Below are 16,136 nucleotides of genomic sequence, written 5' to 3'. Positions count from 1 at the left end.
TACTAAAACGTAACAGCAAGTCGCGCATTTGCAACTTTATCCATTGGAATTTGGATTTCTTTTTTACGTGTTTTAATAGTTAATAGTAATGTAATTGTTGTACCATCGTAGGAAAGTAGCTTTCCTTCAAACATCTTTTCACCATCAATTGGCTCATATGTTTTAATTGCCACTTGCTTTCCTACCGCTTGTTGGAAGTCTTTCTCTTTCTTTAATGGGCGTTCTGCTCCAGGAGATGATACATCCAAAAAGTAAAGATGAGGAATTGGATCCTCTTTATCTAAAGCTTCGCTTAAACGTTCACTTACCGCACCGCATTCTTCAATGTCGACCCCTTTTTCAGAATCGATGAATACGCGTAGAAACCAGTCTTTTCCTTCTTTCACATATTCTACGTCTACAAGTTCAAGATTTAACTCTTCAACAATCGGCTGTGCAAATGCTTCTACAACTTCTGTGACTTTCTTATCCATAAACAGCCTCCTTCCTGCCGCCATGTACCATTTGAAAGAAAAGAACTCCGCTCATAAAAACGGTCTTTCTTATTCTTTCTCGTTAGCTAACAAAAGCCCCTGCCGTTAAGCAGGGAATATCTGTCTTAGTATTACCAAATTTAAGAAGTAAAACTTGTAACAAAATATGTATATACGACAGAAATGCCTCACCTACCTACATAGATAAAACATAGATAGTAACAAGAAAGAGTGGGTTTCCCCACTCTCTTTTTCGCAAAATATACATGACATGGTTATCTCGGTTAATAGTATACCATAGCAAATGCTGATTTGCAAAGACTTTTCCTACCTATTAGAACAGCGATAATTGGTTTTGATCCGGCAAATCACCTAGGCAACCTTGACTATCTAAATACTCAATTATCGTTTTAGAAACCTTACTACGTTGTTGTAAATCTTCTTTTGATAAGAAATCCCCATTTTTACGAGCTTCTACAATACTAACAGCTGCGTTTGTACCAAGACCAGGTACTGCATTGAATGGAGGGATTAACGAATCTCCATCAATAATAAAGTCTGTTGCATGCGAACGGTATAAATCAACTTTTTGGAATGAGTAGCCACGTTCACACATTTCAAGTGTCATTTCTAATACCGTTAATAAACTTTTCTCTTTCGGCGCTGCATCCAATCCTTTTTGGGCAATTTCATCAATCCTCGCTCGTATGGATACTGAACCTTTTGCCATCGCCTCTACATCAAAGTCATCCGCACGTACTGTAAAGTATGCTGCATAGAATAGGAGCGCGAAATGTACTTTAAAGTATGCAATACGCACAGCCATAAGTACATACGCAGCGGCGTGGGCCTTAGGGAACATGTACTTAATCTTCTTACAAGATTCAATATACCATCCAGGCACATTATTATTGCGCATTTCTTCTTCCCATTCTTCCGGAACACCTTTACCTTTACGTACCGATTCCATAATTTTAAACGCTAGTGATGGATCTAATCCTTGATAGATTAAATATACCATGATGTCATCACGACAACCGATAACTTCACTTAGCGTACATGTACCGTTATAAATTAATTCATTCGCATTACCAAGCCATACATCCGTACCGTGAGACAGTCCAGAAATTTGGACAAGCTCTGAAAATGTTGTCGGTTTTGTTTCTTCTAACATCTGCCTTACGAATTTTGTACCGAACTCCGGTATACCAAGTGTACCTGTTTTACAATTAATTTGTTCTTCTGTTACACCTAAAGATTCTGGGCTAGAGAAGATTTTCATTACTTCAGGATCATCTGTTGGTATAGTCTTCGGATCCACCCCACTTAAATCTTGCAGCATACGAATAACAGTTGGATCATCGTGTCCTAGTATATCGAGTTTCAGCAAATTATCATGGATAGAATGGAAGTCAAAGTGTGTTGTTCTCCACTCCGCTCCTATTGAATCCGCAGGAAACTGAATTGGTGAAAAGTCAAAAATGTCCATGTAATCCGGTACAACGATAATACCACCTGGATGCTGTCCAGTTGTACGTTTTACCCCTGTGCATCCTGAAACAAGACGATCAATCTCTGCATTTCGAATTGTTAAGTTATGATCATTCGCATAACCTTTTACATACCCATAAGCTGTTTTCTCTGCAACCGTACCAATTGTTCCAGCACGATATACGTAATCCTCACCAAACAGTACTTTCGTATAATTATGGGCGCGTGGCTGATATTCTCCTGAGAAGTATAGTGATAGGTAAGCATTTGATATTATCTCCAGCTTTTCCCCCACTCCACACCGTGCGTGAGGCTTTCACACTCACACGGCGTTCCATCGTTAACTCTGTCGAAGTTTATAAGCTAAGTTTTGGATTTCCTACTTCCGTTCTCAGCTTATTTAATTTGTTTAAAGCTTTCTTTTCAAACTTAGCTAACATTTTTTTGTAATCTTTATTTGCAAGAGGGTCTTTATTATGAATTAACATATGATATTTCTTATTGATAATAATTAAGTTATCATATTCATCACTACCGCCTTCAGCTGTTGACTTGATGTGGTGACATATAGCATTATGAGGAGTCAATCGTTCCCCTGTTATTCCACAACATCCTTTTTGCGCAACATATTTACTTAAGCGGTTGTTTTCATACAGAACACTTTTTGCTTTATATATTCCTTTACGAAACATTTCGATTTCCCGCACAGACACACGCTTTATCTCTTTATGAATTGATGCCCTATCCTTTTCATTATAAACGGAGAAGTTAGGATCTCTTTGACCTCGTATATCATGTCGAATCGCTTCAATAGGATAGACCAGTAATCCATTACTTTTAAACCTTGGACAATTATAATCTCCATAGAATTTATCAATGATATTATTCGTTTCCTTTGTATAAACAAAGATGTTTCTGAACATCAATGATTTTATATTCGGATGAATTTTATGTCTTATCTCATTAAAATCTTGAGAAATTCTGGTCGCAATTTTGTAGTAGTTATGCAATCCAAGAATGTTAGAATTAAAATTCATCACTTTTTCTGGAGTGGGACTTTTCCTCATCTTAACGAGTTGATGGCGGATAACGCCTAATACCTTCTCTTTTGCTTTCGGGTCCATCTTTGAGTTTACGATATAGCCTGTTTTGGCATTTCTTTTTTGAACGGCTCTAAAGCGAATCCCTAAAAAGTCTGTACCGTTTTTCCGTAAGTTTGTGATTTTACTTTTTTCTTCACTTATCTCAAGACCTAATCTTTCCTTAAGCCATGTTTCAACCGCTATTTTAATCTTTCTAGCGTTTGCGTAGGAATTTGTGAAGATTTTAAAGTCATCCGCATATCTTACTAAATACATTGGTTTTAACCTTGTCTTTTTAAGTGCATCCGTTTTATTACGTTTCAATTTGTAAGGCACTCTCGTCGGTTTTGTTTCCCATTGGTTTGACACCCACCAATCAAGTTCATTTAACACAACATTGGCTAGCAATGGAGATAAAATACCACCTTGAGGAGTCCCTTTAACAGGAATACCTTCGCCTTTAATTTCCGCCTTCAGCATTTTTTTGATGATGGATAAAACACTTTTGTCCCGTATTCCAATTGTCCATAGCTGCCTCATTAACTTTTTATGATTAACGTTATCAAAGAAACCTTTAATATCTATGTCCACTACAAAATGTTGGTGACTGTGATTGACCATATGATAACACCTAGCTAAAGCGTCATGAGTGCTTCGTTTTGGTCGAAAACCATAGCTTTGCGGATGAAACTTCCCTTCAACAATCGGTTCCAAAATTTGCAGGAACATTTGCTGAATTAATCGGTCTTCAATCGTCGGAATTCCTAGAGGTCGCATTTTCCCGTTTGGCTTTGGTATAAACACACGTCTTACTGTGTGTGGCATGTAGTTTTCCAATCTCTTCTTCGTTAATCTGATTAGCTTATCAGCATCTATTTTATTAAGATGTTTCATTGTGTGTCCATTTGTACCTTTCGTTTTACTCCCCGTGTTGCTTTTTAAATTACGAAAGGCTAATCGAATGTTTTCTTCAGAAACAATCAGCTCATAAATGTTTTTGAAATATCGACCCTTTTTGCTCTCTTCATAAAGATTATCAAAAGTTGATTGTAAGCCAAAATATTCATTGTTTCTTAATTTTTGAATCATTAAGTCAGCCAACTAATCACTTCCTTATGAAGTTTTCGTTTCTCTTTTGTCATACACGAATCTGACTTTTGTAGGTTTTGTTTCGACGTTAACGACTTGTGCCCTTCCCTCTGAAATGTTTTTATCCTCCGACTTATTGGTTATTCAGTCATCTTCAGCATTTCATTAAGCGGTACTACGGCACTACTGCCACTTTCGTAAAATGTGTTATAGCATCTGCCTTTCCACATACCATCGTCATCGAAGTGCAACCTTCTCTTATGTCGAAAGCTTCACACGTTCCACTATTCCTATCTGTACATAATTCCCTTAGGTTCCCCCTAAATTCCGCCAAGCTTGACTGTGCCTGTAACACAGTATGGATTTTCATAACCAAACGCTTACTCATCCACACTTGGAAGTCCTCTTTAGACCCCGTTACATTTCTGTAACGTGACATTCACGAAAAGTCAGTCGAGGGTTCGTCCCAGTGATTCTACTGATTCTAACCGTAGGAATTTTATAGACACCAGACATATCATTCACAGAAGATTTATATCTCCCTTTCCTCGTCTTTTACGTTAGGGTGAATTTCAGCCTACTTTAACGGGCTTCAAACGATGTTGATGTTTGCAATATCGCTATCGCTTGCCGTTGCTTCAGTGAGTATGTTTCAGGGCGTTATTCCATCATTCCATACTTCGGAATAGCAGTTCTACTAGCAGATGCTAGTGCTTAACCTTTTCAGTTAAGAACGTGTCGCACTCAAATCAATGTCGGGAACTTTATCCCCTTTAAATCCAAGGAATGTTTCGAACGGAATATCATGTCCATCTTTTACATACGGAACATTACATGTTGGGCATTCTTTATCTGGCAAGTCAAAACCAGAACCTACAGAACCGTCATTAAAGAATTCTGATTGCTTACACTTCGGACATACATAATGCGGTGGCAATGGGTTTACTTCTGTAATTTCCATCATCGTCGCAACGAATGATGAACCTACAGATCCACGCGAACCTACTAAGTATCCATCTACAAGTGATTTTTTTACAAGCTTATGTGAAATTAAATAAATAACGGCGAATCCATGTCCAATAATACTTTTCAATTCTTTTTCAAGACGAGCTTCTACAATTTCCGGGAGCTCTTCGCCATAAATGCTACGAGCCATTCTATAACTCATATCACGTGTTTCATCATCAGCACCTTCAATTTTCGGTGTGTATAAATCATCTTTTACTGGATGGACATCACCAATGAATGATGCGATCTTTTGTGTATTTGTTACAACAACTTCTTTCGCTTTTTCTTCACCTAAGAATGAAAAACAATCTAGCATTTCATCTGTTGTACGGAAATGTACAGGCGGTAATGAATGACGGTTTAATGGGTTTGCTCCACCCTGCGAACTCACTAAAATTTTACGATACATTGCATCTTCTGGATCTAAATAATGTACGTTCCCTGTAGCAACAACTGGCTTATCTAATGTTTCACCTAGTTTTACTAAGTTAGAAATAATTGTTTTTAACTGTCCTTCATCTCGGACAAGTTCACGTTCTACTAAATGACGTAACACCTCTGGAGGCATAACTTCAATATAGTCATAGAACTGCGCAATCTCCTCTACTTCTTCAGGAGCCTTTTGCATCATCGCTTCAAAAACTTCTCCTTTATCACAAGCAGTCCCTACTAAAATGCCTTCACGGTATTTTTTTAATAATGAACGCGGCACACGTGGTACACGGTAAAAGTAATCTAAGTGAGAATATGAAACAAGTTTATATAAATTCTTCAATCCAACATCTGATGTAGCAAGTAATGTTGTATGACTTGGACGCCCACGTTTATATGCATCCCCTTGTCCCATACTATCGTTTAATTGATCGTGATATTCAAATCCTTTTTCAATCACATCTTTTAACATTTTCACAAGTAAGTATCCCGTTGCTTCTGTATCATAAATTGCCCGGTGATGTTGCGTTAATTCAATATCAAGTTTTTTACACATCGTATTTAAGCGATGGTTCTTCATTTCTGGGAATAAGAATCGTGCAAGTTCTAACGTATCAATAACTGGGTTTTTCGTTTTTTCTAAACCAGCCTTTTTAAACCCTACGTTAATAAAGCCCATATCAAAGCTTGCGTTATGAGCAACGAGTGTATGATCACCCATCCATTCCTCAAATTTTTTGAACACTTCGTCCACTTCCGGTGCATCAGTTAACATATCATCTGTAATGCCTGTTAATTCAATAATCGTCGCCGATAAAGGTTGATGCGGATTTGCGAAAGATTCAAAGCGATCGATAATCTCGCCTCCTTTTACCTTTACAGCAGCTAACTCGATAACCGTATCGTATACAGCAGATAGACCCGTCGTCTCAACGTCAAAAACAACGTACGTTTCATCTGCAAGTAAACGATGCGCTTCGTTATAAGCGATAGGTACACCGTCATTAACTAAGTTTGCTTCTACTCCATAAATGACTTTTACCCCTGCCTTTTTACCCGCTGAATACGCTTCTGGGAAAGACTGTGCAACAGCATGATCTGTAACCGCAATGGCTTCATGCCCCCATTTCCCAGCTTGTGCAACAAGCTTAGATACTGAAGTAACAGCATCCATTTGGCTCATCGGAGTGTGAAGGTGAAGTTCTACACGTTTTTCCCCTTCAGGTGCTTTATCTTTACGAGAAGGCCCTGTTATTTCATTAATATCATTTGCGATCATTACTAAATCTCGAACAAATGTATCGTTTTGAACAGAACCACGCGCTTTAACCCACATTCCTTTTTTCAAAGATTGTAGCATCGGAATATCTTCTTTATCACGTGAGAACATTTTGATCATAATAGAATCCGTATAATCTGTTATTTTTAAAGTCAATAACGTACGTCCACTACGAAGTTCTTTTGTTTCTACATGGAAGACATATCCTTGAACTGTTTTTCTTCTTTCTTCATCTTGAATCTCTCGCATCGGTGTAATTTCTTCATCCGGCTTAATAAGATATCCAAGTACAACCGGTCCTTCATGAACAACATTGCTTTCCTCAGCTTGCTTCTTAGCCATTTCTTCCATAGCTTGTATAACACGTTGACGATCTTCTTGCTCTGTTTGTTCACGAAACTTTTGAACTTCTTCTTCATTTTGTTTTATATTTGTGTCGAGCTGAAAACGAGGAAATCCAAAGACTTCATATTGATCCCCTACTAACTTCGCTACATTTTTCTTTAAAGCCGTAGATTCCAACTCATTATTCACATTCAGTAACAACTTCACTCCATTTACATGTGGAAGTTGCTTCTTTAAATATGCAAACATAGGTGAAAACGTAATTCGCTCTGTACAAAGTGGCCAATATGCCCTAACCTCTTCTTCTGTAAATTGTTTATTCTCTGTTTCTAATGCGAATGATGTTTTTGCAATATGAGAAAATGACTGCTTAAGTTTCGTTTCTAGCAATTCATATAGTTCTGTTGGCAAAATGCTCGGCACTTGTAAATTAAAATGCCAACTTTTATTTGCTTTGTCAATGACTAGCCTTTGAATACTACCACCTTTTAAATATTGATTAATAAGGTCTTCAGGCATTTGCAACTGCTGGAGCAAAATTTGAAATCGCTCTTGTTGTTCGTTTAATACTGACATAAGCAACCTCCTTCCATCTGCTATTATAAATTGAAATGTTCGGTTCAGCAAAGAAAGGTTCTTCCTTCTTTACTAAAAAGTTTGCTCTACAAAGAAAGAGAAGGTACCTCCTACTGAGGTACCTCTTCTTATTTTAAAATATTAGCGATATATGTGTGAAATTCTTCTACTTTCACTTCTGCAGATTCATTTGTAGCACGTACTTTTACTTCAACGATACCTTCATCAGCTTTTTTACCAACTGTTACTCGAACTGGAAGACCGAATAAGTCCGCATCAGCAAATTTAACACCCGCACGCTCTGCACGATCATCTAATAACACTTCATAACCTTGTTCTTGTAATGAATTGTAGATCGATTCACCCACTTCGCGTTGTGCGTCAGACTTCATGTTTACGGGAATCACATGTACATGGAATGGTGCAACTGCTTTTGGCCAAACTAAACCATTTTCATCATTAAATTGCTCAGCAATTGCTGCAACTGTACGAGATACCCCAATACCATAGCACCCCATGATAAGTGGCTTCATTTTTCCATTCTCATCTAAGAATGTTGCATTCATTGCTTCGCTATAGCGTGTACCTAATTTAAATACATGTCCAACTTCGATACCACGAGCAAACTGAATTGTTCCATTTCCATCTGGAGATTGATCTCCTTCTTGAATAAAACGTAAATCTGTATATTGACTTACTTTAAAGTCACGCTCTGGATTTACATTTACATAATGGAAGCCTTCTTCATTTGCACCACAACAACCATTTACAATTGCTGCTACAGCATGGTCAGCGATTACTTCCACATCACCAGTTACTCCAATTGGTCCTAATGAACCAACTTCACAATGTAACAGTTCGCTTACCTCTTCATGAGAAGCAAGTTCAACAACAGAAGCACCGTATACATTCTTCACTTTTACATCATTTACTTCATGATCTCCACGAACAAGTACAACTACGAATTTCTCATCTACTTTGAAGACCAAAGATTTAATACAATTGGATGCTTCAATATTTAAGAAAGCAGACACTTCTTCAATTGATTTTTGATCTGGTGTTGCTACTTTTTCAAGAGCTTTTTCTGCTTCATCACTCTTCGTATAAGAAGCAACAACAGGTGCCATTTCAATATTCGCTGCATAATTAGATGTATCAGAATACGCAATTGTATCTTCTCCTACATCCGACAATGCCATAAATTCGTGTGTATCTTTACCACCCATTGCTCCAGAATCAGCAATAACTGCGCGGAAGTTCAAGCCACAACGAGCAAAGATATTTGAATATGCTTGATATAGACGATTGTAAACTTCATCTAAGCTTTCTTGTGTTGCGTGGAAAGAATATGCATCTTTCATTAAAAACTCTCTACCGCGCAATAAACCAAAACGTGGTCGCTGCTCATCACGGAACTTCGTTTGGATTTGGTATAATGTTAAAGGTAACTTTTTATAAGATTTAATTTCATCACGTACAAGATCTGTAATTACTTCTTCATGTGTCGCTCCAAGAGCAAATTCACGATCATTACGATCTTTCATACGCATTAACTCAGAACCGTAAGAATACCAGCGACCTGATTCTTGCCATAATTCCGCAGCTTGTAACGCTGGCATTAATAATTCTACAGCCCCTGCTCGTTCCATCTCTTCTCGAACGATACGTTCCACTTTATGTAATACTTTTAGCCCAAGTGGTAAAAAGCTATAAATACCAGAAGCATTTTGACGCATGAATCCTGCACGAAGTAACAATTGATGACTTTTAATTTCAGCATCAGCTGGTACTTCACGTAATGTAGGACTAAATACCATACTTTGTTTCATCTATTCGCACCTCTTCAATTTACTCTAATACGCAGTAAAACCCCTCACCTCAAATTCGGTGAGGGATTACCACTCTAAGAGTTTTATTCATTTGATTCACTTCATAGAAAATATCATGAACTTTATACTAACTGCAATTCTCACTTTATTTTACAAGAAGAACCTTCGAATGTCATTCCACGTTACAACTAACATAAGTAGCATTAATAACGCAAAACCAATAAAGTGAACCATTCCTTCTTTTTGACGATCAATTGGTTTTCCTCGCAACGCTTCAATTAAGAAGAAGAATAAACGTCCTCCATCAAGAGCTGGAACAGGTAATAAGTTGAATAAACCAAGGTTTATACTTAAAACAGCCGCCAAGCTCAGAACACGAATGACACCATAATCTACTACCTGGTCTGTTAAATTATAAATCCCTACCGGACCTGATAAATCATTAATAGAGAACTGACCCGTTACTAATTTCACAAGGGAATCAAAAATTAATTTTGTCCATGTATACGTCTGCTCAAAACCTGATTGAATAGAACCAACAATAGATTTCTCTACAGGAGAGTATACACCTATTCTACCAACCTCTTCTTTACCTTCTTTATCAGCTGTTGGGGTTACGTTTACATTAAATTGTTCGCTGTCACGTTTTACATGCAACGTAATTTCTTTATTTGGATGTTCACGTACAATCGTCACAACATCTTTCCAAGTATTCGTATCTTTCCCATCGATTGCTTGAATCGTATCATCTTGTTTCAATCCTGCTTGTTCTGCAACACTATCCTTCATTACTTTTCCAATCATTGGCTTATCAACAGGAATACCTTGTACCAATCCAATGATAACAAAAATAACAAATGCCAAAATGAAATTCATCGCAGGCCCTGCAAAGATTGTTAATGCTCTCTGCCCTAACGTTTTAGAACCAAATTGTCTATTAAACGGGGCAATTTGTATTTCTTCTCCAGCTGAAACGATACGAGCCTTTTCATTCACACGGAATGTTTGTAATTCTTCCTCGTATTCTTCATAACCAGAAATTGTGAGATGATTTTCTAAATCAGCTTGTTCTACTTCAATCACGCGAACATTCGGATACTTTTCACGCCCGTCTAAAACTAATTTCATAACCTCTTCTTTTTCATTTAACACAAGTCCAACTTTTTTCCCTGGTTTTAATTCAACCGTTTCTGCATCCTCGCCAGCCATTCTAACATAGCCTCCAAGAGGCAGCAGCCGAACTGTATACACCGTTTCATTTTTTTCAAATGAAAATATTTTCGGTCCAAAACCAATTGCAAACTCGCGACATAAAATACCCGCTCTTTTTGCGAAATATAGATGCCCTAGCTCATGGAAAAATACGAGTGCACCAAAAATTAATATAAAGGCAATCGCTGTATTCAATTCCATAACCACCTTTGCTAAATTTGTTCCATCACAAATCGTCTTGTGGCTGCATCAATTTCCTGAATCTCCTCTAAGCTCGGACGCGCAATGACATTGTGATGGTGCATTGCTTTTTCAATGAGATCTTCTACTGTTAAGAAACCAATTTTCTTTTGTAAAAAGGCTGCTACAGCTACTTCATTTGCTGCATTCATTACAGCTGGCATACTACCGCCTATCTTTCCAGCTTCATACGCAAAACGCAGGCAACGGAAACGCTCTTGGTTCATTTGTTCAAAGTGCAGTGTTCCAATTTCCCATAAATTTAACTGTTTTGTATCTGAAAGCGGTAATCTGTCAGGATATGTAAGTGCATATTGAATGGGTACACGCATATCCGGTGAACCGAGCTGTGCCATTACACTACGATCCTCAAATTCAACCATAGAATGGATAATGCTCTCTTTATGTAAAACAACATCAATTTGCTCATAAGGTATGCCGAAAAGCCAATGCGCTTCGATGACTTCCAGCCCCTTATTCATCATTGTAGCAGAATCAATTGTAATTTTCGAACCCATTGACCAGTTTGGATGACGTAGTGCATCTTCCACAGTCACATGATGTAATTCATCTCTCGTTTTATCACGGAAGCTTCCGCCAGAAGCAGTTATAACTAAACGAGAAATTCGCTTTTCATTTTCTCCGTTCAAACATTGAAAAATAGCTGAATGTTCACTATCGACGGGAAGTAATGACACATTATGTTTGCGTGCAGCTTCCATTACAATGTGTCCTGCAGTTACTAACGTTTCTTTGTTCGCAATTCCAATTGTTTTTTTCGCCTCAATTGCACGAAGTGTTGGTAACAACCCTACGCTACCTACAACAGCATTTATGACGACTTCTGCACTCGGATAAAGAGCTACCTCTAATAATCCTTCGTCCCCATATACTACTTTTGTATTTCCAGAAACGGATTGTAACCTGACAACATCTTCTTCTCTTTGTACAGAAACAAGCTGAGGAGAAAATTCTTGAATAACTTTTACTGCGTAGTCAATATTTTTCCCTACAGAAAAAGCAACGAGACGGAATTGTTCTGGATGCAAGCGTAACACATCTAAAGTTTGCGTTCCAATTGATCCGCTTGCTCCTAATAAACTAATGTTTTTCATGACTCGAGCCCCTCGTTTTGTTATGAAATGAAATGTAAGAAGTGTAAAATTGGTAATACGAACAACCAACTATCTGTTCGATCTAATATCCCACCATGTCCAGGTAAAATTGTACCTGAATCTTTCACACCGTAATGGCGTTTAAATGCGGATTGCACTAAATCACCAATTTGTCCAAAAATAGATATTGCGATTGTAACAACGATTACCATTCCAATATTCTCATGCACTTGGAAGAACATATTATATACAAAAGCAACAACTATACCGCAAAAAATACCGCCTAATGAACCTTCTATCGTTTTATTCGGACTAATCTCTGGCCATAATTTTCTTTTTCCAATCGCTTTCCCTATGAAATATGCACCTGAATCAGTTGCCCAAATAACAAATAATGCATAAAACACATATTCAATTCCCGCTATTCTTGTTTCATTTAAATACAAGAAGCCCATTGCAACATATGTTGTTGCCATAAGTAAAAATGAAGCATTGTCAAAAGTAAATGTATTCTTTGAAAGAACTGTATATGATAACAGTAATAAAACAATCACAAATGTGATTTCTAATTTATCCAATCCAATCCAATCAAAAACTCCTCGCGCACTACTTGGAACTAAAGTAATCCATAGTAATAATGCAGCTAAAAATGTTGGTACCGAAATAAGTGTAAGCTTGTTCATACGAACTAATTCATACAATCCAATAGAAGCAAGTGCATACACTAAAACTGTAAAAGGCACGCCACCGTAAAATACGATGGGGATAAATAGCGCGGCAGCAATCACTCCAGTAATAATTCTCTGTTTCACTACCAAACCCTCTCTTTCTACACGCCTCCGAATCTGCGCCCCCTATGTTGAAAGTCTGTAATCGCATTTAGCAAATGTTCCTCGGTAAAATCTGGCCAATACACATCTGTAAACCAAAGCTCCGAATACGCAATTTGCCATAGCATGAAATTGCTAATACGCAATTCCCCACTTGTACGAATAAGCAGGTCTGGATCAGGTAAAGAACTTGTCATTAAGTATGAAGAAATCATTTCTTCATTTATATCTTCTGAACGAACTTTTCCTTCTTCGCCATCTTTCACCATATGTTGCACAGCAGAAACGATTTCATCGCGACTTCCATAGTTTAACGCAAAATTGAGAATTAATCCCGTGTTCTCTTTTGTATCTTCCATGGCCTTTTCCATCGCTCTGCGCGTATGCGTAGGAAGACGATCTTTTTGTCCAATTACTCGAACTTGTACATTTTCTTCAATTAACTCTGGTAAAAATGCACCTAAAAATTCTTCTGGAAGTTTCATTAAATAATCTACTTCCTTTTTCGGTCTTTTCCAGTTCTCAGTAGAAAAAGCATAAAGAGTCAGCACTTTCACATCAAGTTTACTAGCAAATTTCGTAATCTTTTTTACTACTTGCATTCCTTCATGATGTCCAGCAATACGAGGCATTGCTCTTCTCTTTGCCCATCTTCCATTACCATCCATAATGATTGCAATGTGCTCTGGGATATAGCCCTCTTTCACTTTTTCAATGAGATGATCAAACGATGTGACCTTTTTACCTTTAAAAAAAGGAAATTTTTTAAACATCATTCATACCCTCCAACAAGCAGACGTATGCCTAAAAGTGTAAAAAGACCCCCTTAAGAAGAGGGTCATAATTGCGAAGTTATCGCTATTACACTTCCATGATTTCTTTTTCTTTGTTTTTTGCGATCTCGTCAACTTTTGCAATATATTTATCTGTTTCTTTTTGGATATCTTCAGTATATCCTCGTAAGTCATCTTCTGTAATATCGCCAGCTTTTTCAAGCTTTTTAAGATCGTCATTCGCATCACGACGTACGTTACGAACTGCCACTTTTGCTTCTTCAGCGTATTTCTTAACAGTTTTCACTAAATCTTTACGACGTTCTTCCGTTAATGCAGGAAACGCGATACGAATTACCGATCCGTCGTTAGAAGGGTTTAATCCTAAATCAGCTTTTAAGATTGCCTTTTCGATATCACCGATAGATGTTTTATCATAAGGTTGAATCACAAGTAGACGTGCTTCAGGAACTGTGATGTTCGCTAATTGCACAACAGGTGTTGGTGCGCCATAGTAATCAACTTGTACCTTATCTAAAGCAGACGCGCTTGCACGACCAGCACGAACTGACGCTAATTCACGAGAATAAGCAGCAACTGCTTTTTCCATTTTTTCATTTGCATTTTTTAATACTTGTTGTCCCATATTTATTTCCCCCTTACAATTGTTCCGATATTTTCGCCTAAAACGGCACGTTTAATATTTCCTTTTTCCATAACCGAGAATACAATTAATGGAATATCATTATCCATACATAATGAAGAAGCAGTAGAATCCATTACACCTAAACCTTCTTTTAATACATCTAAGTATGTCAGTGTTTCATATTTCGTAGCTGTTTCATCAATAGACGGATCTGCACTGTAAACGCCGTCTACATTATTTTTCGCCATTAAAATAACATCAGCTTCAATTTCTGCAGCACGTAAAGCCGCTGTTGTATCTGTAGAGAAATATGGATTACCTGTACCCGCTGCGAAAATCACAACACGTTTCTTCTCTAAGTGACGAATCGCTTTACGACGAATATAAGGTTCTGCCACTTGACGCATTTCAATAGAAGTTTGAACACGCGTTTGAATGCCAATGTTCTCTAAACTATCTTGAAGAGCTAATGAATTCATAACTGTCGCTAACATGCCCATGTAATCCGCTCCTGCGCGATCCATGCCCATTTCACTTCCAATTTTCCCACGCCAAATGTTACCGCCACCTACAACAACAGCAACCTCTACATCAAGTTCTGCAATTTCTTTCACTTGTTCTGCAACTGACTTAATAACAGCTGGATTAATCCCAAATCCTTTTTCACCAGCTAAAGCTTCACCGCTTAACTTTAAAACAACACGATTATATTTCGGTTTACCCATAATGAACCTCCAATTGCTTACATCTTTATTTTAAAAAAGGGAACACAATGTGTTCCCTAAACTGTATTAGTTGCTACCTTTTACTTGGTTCATTACTTCTTCAGCAAAGTTGTCTTCACGCTTCTCGATACCTTCACCAACAGCATAGCGAACGAATCCTTTAACTGTTCCGCCTTTAGATTCAGCGAACTGACGAACTTTCATATCAGGGTTTTTAACGAATGTTTGGTCAAGTAAGCAAATCTCTTCAAAGAATTTACCTAGGCGACCTTCAACCATCTTAGCAACGATTTTTTCAGGCTTTCCTTCGTTTAAAGCTTGTTGCGTTAATACTTGACGCTCATGCTCAACTTCTTCAGCTGTTACAGCATCGCGGTCGATGTATTTAGGGTTAACTGCTGCAATGTGCATTGCTACGTCTTTAGCAGCTGCTTCATCAGTAGAACCTTCAAGAACTGTTACTACACCAATGCGTCCACCCATATGTAGGTAAGCACCGAATGCATCTGCATCAGTTTTTGTTACGATTTCGAAACGACGAAGAGTAAGTTTTTCACCAATTTTAGCGATTGCTTCATTGATGTGCTCTTCTACTGTTTTACCATTTGCAATTGTTTGAGTCATAGCTTCCTCAGTAGTTGCAGGCTTGTTAGCTAGTAAGTGAGCAGCTAATTCTTTTGTTAAAGCTTGGAAACCTTCGTTTTTCGCAACGAAATCAGTTTCAGAGTTTAATTCTAAGATTAAAGCTTCGTTACCTTTTGTTTCGATGTAAGTTAAACCTTCAGCAGCAATGCGGTCTGCTTTTTTCGCAGCTTTCGCAATACCTTTCTCACGTAAGAAGTCAATCGCCTTCTCCATGTCGCCATTTACTTCTGTTAAAGCTTTTTTGCAGTCCATCATACCTGCGCCTGTTTTTTCGCGAAGTTCTTTTACCATTTGTGCAGTGATTGCCATACTTTTCATCCTCCTAAAATATGTATTTATACCTTAA

The 16,136-nt window shown here is 37.7% G+C and carries 10 protein-coding genes and 2 pseudogenes; all 12 read right to left on the bottom strand.

Annotation, left to right across the window (positions count from 1 at the left end):
• Positions 1-2: 2 nt before the first annotated feature.
• Positions 3-473, bottom strand: a complete 471-nt coding sequence (rimP, locus tag ACX5JI_RS04355; protein ID WP_000359094.1) for a ribosome maturation factor RimP — start codon at positions 471-473, stop codon at positions 3-5.
• 334 nt (positions 474-807) lie between these two features.
• Positions 808-2,223, bottom strand: a pseudogene (locus ACX5JI_RS04350) (PolC-type DNA polymerase III); the annotation flags it as partial.
• 97 nt (positions 2,224-2,320) lie between these two features.
• On the bottom strand, positions 2,321-4,147 hold the full coding sequence (ltrA, locus tag ACX5JI_RS04345; RefSeq protein WP_459499850.1) for a group II intron reverse transcriptase/maturase: 1,827 nt from the start codon (positions 4,145-4,147) through the stop codon (positions 2,321-2,323).
• Between the two features lie 730 nt (positions 4,148-4,877).
• Positions 4,878-7,775, bottom strand: a pseudogene (locus ACX5JI_RS04340) (PolC-type DNA polymerase III); the annotation flags it as partial.
• 128 nt (positions 7,776-7,903) lie between these two features.
• The gene (locus ACX5JI_RS04335) at positions 7,904-9,604 is read right to left on the bottom strand and encodes a proline--tRNA ligase (protein ID WP_459499849.1); all 1,701 of its coding nucleotides are present in this window, start codon (positions 9,602-9,604) and stop codon (positions 7,904-7,906) included.
• A gap of 150 nt (positions 9,605-9,754) precedes the next feature.
• Entirely contained in the window at positions 9,755-11,011 is a 1,257-nt protein-coding gene (gene rseP / locus ACX5JI_RS04330) for an RIP metalloprotease RseP (protein WP_459499848.1), read from the bottom strand.
• Positions 11,012-11,028: 17 nt separating this feature from the next.
• On the bottom strand, positions 11,029-12,171 hold the full coding sequence (gene dxr, locus ACX5JI_RS04325) for a 1-deoxy-D-xylulose-5-phosphate reductoisomerase (protein WP_459499846.1): 1,143 nt from the start codon (positions 12,169-12,171) through the stop codon (positions 11,029-11,031).
• 20 nt (positions 12,172-12,191) lie between these two features.
• A complete protein-coding gene (locus ACX5JI_RS04320; RefSeq protein ID WP_459499845.1) occupies positions 12,192-12,983 on the bottom strand; it encodes a phosphatidate cytidylyltransferase in 792 nt (263 codons plus the stop codon).
• A gap of 17 nt (positions 12,984-13,000) precedes the next feature.
• The gene (uppS, locus tag ACX5JI_RS04315; RefSeq protein ID WP_459499844.1) at positions 13,001-13,777 is read right to left on the bottom strand and encodes an undecaprenyl pyrophosphate synthase; all 777 of its coding nucleotides are present in this window, start codon (positions 13,775-13,777) and stop codon (positions 13,001-13,003) included.
• Between the two features lie 85 nt (positions 13,778-13,862).
• Complete coding sequence (gene frr, locus ACX5JI_RS04310) at positions 13,863-14,420, bottom strand: ribosome recycling factor (protein WP_459499843.1); 558 nt, start codon at positions 14,418-14,420, stop codon at positions 13,863-13,865.
• 2 nt (positions 14,421-14,422) lie between these two features.
• Entirely contained in the window at positions 14,423-15,145 is a 723-nt protein-coding gene (gene pyrH, locus ACX5JI_RS04305) for a UMP kinase (RefSeq protein WP_459499842.1), read from the bottom strand.
• Between the two features lie 66 nt (positions 15,146-15,211).
• On the bottom strand, positions 15,212-16,099 hold the full coding sequence (gene tsf / locus ACX5JI_RS04300; RefSeq protein WP_459499841.1) for a translation elongation factor Ts: 888 nt from the start codon (positions 16,097-16,099) through the stop codon (positions 15,212-15,214).
• Positions 16,100-16,136 lie beyond the last annotated feature (37 nt).

It is taken from the genome of Bacillus sp. C1 (genome assembly GCF_054570475.1).
This window is presented reverse-complemented; position numbering and strand designations above follow the sequence as displayed.